The sequence below is a fragment of the Aliibacillus thermotolerans genome, from assembly GCF_027853235.1.
Taxonomy (GTDB): domain Bacteria; phylum Bacillota; class Bacilli; order Bacillales; family Marinococcaceae; genus Aliibacillus; species Aliibacillus thermotolerans.
The window spans coordinates 1-3,192 of record NZ_WKJG01000078.1; the positions used below are offsets into that span (position 1 = coordinate 1).

Sequence of the window (3,192 nt, forward strand, 5' to 3'; positions counted from 1 at the left end):
GTATAATTCATTTTGAGTCCTCCTTGGTTTTCTAATTTCGGAGTCGATGCATCGACATCCTGTACTATACCAAGGAGGCTCTTTTTTGTTAAACCTCAAATTTCTTCATTACAGGAATGCTTTCTATTAATATTTTGAGATTCTCTTTCTTCATTATTACCTTTGATTAATATTTGCTGAAATCTGCACAAAAAATGGACATATTTTTTATATGTTATTTAATGGATAAAACTATTAAGGGCAAAGTGAGTGAATAAATATGTTCGATCTTTTTAATGAAATAGCCATCATGCTAAATGGACCACTTCAACAAATTGCATATGGATATGAACACATACCGCTCTTATTTGCATTTTTTCTTGGGTTAATTGGCGCCGTTGCTCCTTGTCAGCTAACAGGCAATATCAGTGCAATGACTATTTATGGGAACAGATCACTAGTCGAAAAAGTCCCTTGGTTACACATATTTCTATTTGTTTTAGGTAAAATAGTTGTTTTTTCAATAATTGGTTTAGTAATCTGGTTACTTGGGAAGGAAATACACAGTACTTTAACACAAATGTTCCCAATTCTAAGAAAAGCAATTGGGCCATTACTTATACTGGTTGGTTTATTTATGATAGATTTATTTAGCTGGAGAAAAACCGGAAAAATGTTTAAAATACCCACTAAATTTAAAGATAGTTATCTAGGAAGCTTTTTAATGGGTGCGAGTTTTACGTTAGCATTTTGCCCTACTATGTTTGTATTATTTATACTAACCTTAATGCCAGTTGTATTAGAAACATCATATGGATTTGTATTACCTTCTGTATTTGGAATTGGAACCTCACTTCCACTTTTATTAATTATTTTTCTTATTTGGTATTTTGGGGCAAGTGGCATTATATTAAAGAGAAGCAGAAGAATAGGATCACTAGTACAAAAACTTGCAGGAGTTATCATTCTTGTTATAGGTATTCTGGATACTTTAACTTACTGGTAAAAGAGGTCAATTATGTTTAATAAATTATCCTTAAAAATTGGACTATTATTCTTTGTGTTCATGTTAATTATCGAGGTTTTTGTTTATTTTATTCTATATACAAATATAGCAAATGAACGTATTGATGAAGTGATGGATAGTTTATTAGCTCGTGCCAATACACATAGTGCTGTCTTGGAAAATAATTTTGATTCATCAACGTTAGAGCATGTTGCTATCATGGAGTCAGAATCGGAATTTGCTGTTATTATTACCGATGCCAATGGTAACATCATCATTAATTCCGATCCTGTTGAAAAGGAAATGTTTGAAGTAATTGTTCATACGGATTATAAGGATATACCCAGTGTAGGAAAAGTAGTAGAACAACGTTGGTCGGAAAAACAATATATAGCGGTTGATAGCCCCATTACTATTGATGAGGAACATCAAGGGCATGTCTTTATGTTTGCTAATACCAATATTGTAAAAAATATGGTTAATCATTTGAGTGATCAATTTGTCATAGTTGGACTAATCACCATTGTTCTAACCATCTTTACCGTTTTTATTCTTTCTCGTTTTATTACGTTACCATTAATGAAAATGAAAGAAGCCACCGAACAACTAAGCGAGGGGAAAAATAAGGTGCAATTACATATGGAACGAAAAGATGAACTAGGTGAATTAGCCGGTTCTATCATGAGGTTATCTAGTGATCTAGAACGATTAAAAAATGACAGAAATGAATTTTTGGCAAGTATCTCTCACGAACTTAGAACGCCATTAACCTACATAAAAGGGTATGCGGATATCATCAGTAAGCAAGACATAACGGACGAAGAAAGAAAAGAATATCTGGATATCATACGGGAAGAAACGGAGCATTTGACAGTTCTGGTTAAGAATTTATTTGACCTAGCTAAAATGGATGAGAATAAGTTTGTAATTAATCGAAAAAGTGTTAGTTTAAGACAACTAATCCAAACGATTGAAGAACGAATTGCTCCAGTAATGGAAGAAAAAAATATTACACTTTCTACTTCATGCCCAGTAAATATCATAGGTAATATTGATCCCGATAGAATCCAACAGGTTTTATTAAATATACTGGATAATGCCAGAAAACATACACCCGATGGAAAGTCTATATCATTAGAGGTAACCCAGAATGATAGGGAAATTACTATAACTATTTCAGATGAAGGGGAAGGAATTCCAAAAGAGGAATTACCATATCTATTTGAACGTTTATACCGTGTAGAAAAATCCCGTTCAAGAAAAAGTGGTGGGACGGGATTAGGATTGGCTATTGCAAAAGAAATTATCGAATCACACGATGGTTCGATTGAAATCGAAAGTGAACTAGGTAAAGGTACGAGAGTGATTATTCATTTACCAAGGGGGGAATGAAATGGTCAAAGTTCTCTTAGTCGATGATGAAAAAAGAATGCTCGATTTATTAGCTTTATATTTAAGACCACATAATTATTCATGTAGAAAGGCAGTAAGTGCCAAAGAAGCATTATCTTTTTTAAAAGATGAAATTTTTGATATCGTACTGATCGATATTATGATGCCTGAAATGAACGGCTGGGAATTATGCCAAGAAATTAGAAAAAATTCAGATATCCCTATTATAATGGTGACTGCCCGTGAACAAAAAGAGGACATCATAAAAGGATTAAAATTAGGTGCAGATGATTATGTAACAAAACCCTTTGATGAAAATGAATTATTAGCTAGAATGGAAGCATTATTACGTAGAACAGAACCTTTAAAACGGATTGAGGTAAATGGACTCTTATGGAATGAAGATGAGTTTGAGTTATCTTACAAAAATAATGTAATCAAGTTAACACCGAAGGAATTTACCATGCTAGGGTATTTTATGAAGAAACCAAATCAAGTGTTTACCAGGGAACAATTAATTGATTTAATCTGGGGATACGAATCACAAACAGAAGAAAGAACAGTTGATTCGCATGTACGGAACATGCGAGATAAAATTCGTCAATCTGGATTTCCCATAGATGATTATTTAATAACTGTTTGGGGTATTGGATATAAATGGGTAAACAAACCTTCATTATAGGTATAAAAAGCATTCCTGTAATGAAGAAATTTGAGGTTTAACAAAAAAGAGCCTCCTTGGTATAGTACAGGATGTCGATGCATCGACTCCGAAATTAGAAAACCAAGGAGGACTCAAAATGAATTATACGCAA

3 protein-coding genes are annotated in these 3,192 nt (G+C 33.0%); all 3 read left to right on the forward strand.

The window, feature by feature from the left end:
* Window positions 1-259 precede the first annotated feature (259 nt).
* Genes GJS40_RS11920 through GJS40_RS11930 form a run of 3 tightly spaced genes read left to right on the forward strand, consistent with a single transcriptional unit; the run spans window position 260 to window position 3,059 of the window.
* Window positions 260-985 (forward strand): cytochrome c biogenesis CcdA family protein, encoded by a 726-nt coding sequence (locus tag GJS40_RS11920; RefSeq protein WP_270898084.1) that lies wholly within the window; start codon window positions 260-262, stop codon window positions 983-985.
* Window positions 986-997: 12 nt separating this feature from the next.
* Window positions 998-2,377 (forward strand): HAMP domain-containing sensor histidine kinase, encoded by a 1,380-nt coding sequence (locus tag GJS40_RS11925; protein ID WP_270898085.1) that lies wholly within the window; start codon window positions 998-1,000, stop codon window positions 2,375-2,377.
* A gap of 1 nt (window position 2,378) precedes the next feature.
* Window positions 2,379-3,059 carry a response regulator transcription factor gene (locus GJS40_RS11930; RefSeq protein WP_270898086.1) on the forward strand — a complete coding sequence of 227 codons (681 nt, stop codon included), beginning with the start codon at window positions 2,379-2,381 and terminating at the stop codon, window positions 3,057-3,059.
* Window positions 3,060-3,192 lie beyond the last annotated feature (133 nt).